We start from the raw sequence: 1,747 nt of genomic DNA on the forward strand, positions 1-1,747 counted from the left end.
GTGAGAGCCGGTGACAGCCCGATCGACGGCTCGTCGAACATCACTACTTCGGGCTTCGACATGATCGCCCGGCCGATCGCCAGCATCTGTTGCTCGCCGCCGGACAGGGTGCCGGCGAGTTGATGTCGGCGCTCGCGGAGCCGCCCGAACAAGCATGAACCAGGTGATCAGCGCCGCGACGCCGATCAGCATCGCGAAGGCGTAGTGATAGAGATAGCCGGTCTGCAGCTTGACGACCCCGCGGGTGACGTCGAGCACACGCGCCGAGATGCCGTCGGGGCCGAGGCCATCGATCAGCATGCCGTCGCCCTTCTTCCAGAGCTGGCGGCCGATCCACTTCGCCGGACGGACGAAGATGACGTCGTACAGCTCGTCGAAGTACCATTTGTTGAGCAGGAACTTGTAGAGCAGCTGGTGCTGGTTCGCGAGCTCGACCGGCAGATACGGGCGACGGATGTAGAACAGCCAGGCGACGAGGAAGCCGCCGGCCATCATCACGGTCGGCAGCAAGGCGATCCATTGCGGCACGCCGTGATGCATCTCGTCGATGATGTGCGGGTTCATCTTCAGCGACTCGCGGAAGAACTCCTCGATGCCGTGGCCGGCGAACAGCTCCTTGAACGGGAAGCCGGCGGCGAGCGCGCCGACCGACAGCACGAACAGCGGGATCGTCATCGGCAGCGGGCTCTCGTGCGCCGCTTCATAATGATGCTGGTCGTGCGGCTTGCCGTGGAAGGTCATGAACACCAGACGCCACGAGTAGAACGAGGTCAGGCCGGCGGCCACCACCGTCATCAGGAAGCCGTAGAACGCGAACGGATTGTGCGACACGAACGCCGCTTCGATGATCGCGTCCTTGGAGAAGTAGCCGGCGGTCAACGGGAAGCCGGTCAGCGCCAGCGTGCCGATCAGCATGGTGATGTAGGTGAAGGGGATCTTGTCCTTCAGCCCGCCCATGTTCCGCATGTCCTGCTCGTGGTGCATCGCGTGGATCACCGAGCCGGCGCCCAAGAACAGCAGCGCCTTGAAGAAGGCGTGCGTGAACAGATGGAACATGCCGACCGAGTAAGCGCCCGCGCCCATCGCCACGAACATGTAGCCGAGCTGCGAACAGGTCGAGTACGCGATCACGCGCTTGATGTCGTTCTGGACGAGGCCGACGGTCGCGGCGAAGAACGCCGTGGTGGCGCCGAACAGCATGACGACGGCCTGCGCGGTTGGCGCCAGCTCGAACAGCGGCGACAGCCGGGCGACCATGAACACGCCCGCCGTCACCATGGTGGCGGCGTGGATCAGCGCCGACACCGGGGTCGGGCCTTCCATCGCGTCCGGCAGCCAGGTGTGCAGCAGGAACTGCGCCGACTTGCCCATCGCGCCCATGAACAACAGGAGACAGGTCAGCGTCAGCGCGTCGGCATGCCAACCGAAGAAGTTGATGGTTTGGCCGGTCAGCGACGGCGCCGCGGCGAAGATCGCCTCGAAGTCGGTCGATTTGGTCAGATAGAAGATCGCGAAGATGCCGAGCGCGAAACCGAAGTCGCCGACGCGGTTGACCACGAAGGCCTTGATGGCGGCGGCATTGGCGGACGGCTTTTGGTACCAGAAACCGATGAGCAGGTAGGACGCGAGACCGACGCCTTCCCAGCCGAAGAACAGCTGCACCAGATTGTTGGCCGTCACCAGCATCAGCATGGCGAAGGTGAACAGCGACAGATAGCCGAAGAACCTCGGACGGTTCGGATCCTCG

The 1,747-nt window shown here is 63.8% G+C and carries 2 pseudogenes; both read right to left on the reverse strand.

Annotation, left to right across the window (positions count from 1 at the left end):
• Positions 1–86: pseudogene (locus tag I5M_RS33780) on the reverse strand (branched-chain amino acid ABC transporter ATP-binding protein); the annotation flags it as partial.
• Positions 87–153: 67 nt separating this feature from the next.
• Positions 154–1,747: pseudogene (nuoL, locus tag I5M_RS17585) on the reverse strand (NADH-quinone oxidoreductase subunit L); the annotation flags it as partial.

It is taken from the genome of Rhodopseudomonas sp. B29 (assembly GCF_000333455.1).
Taxonomy (GTDB): Bacteria; Pseudomonadota; Alphaproteobacteria; order Rhizobiales; family Xanthobacteraceae; genus Rhodopseudomonas.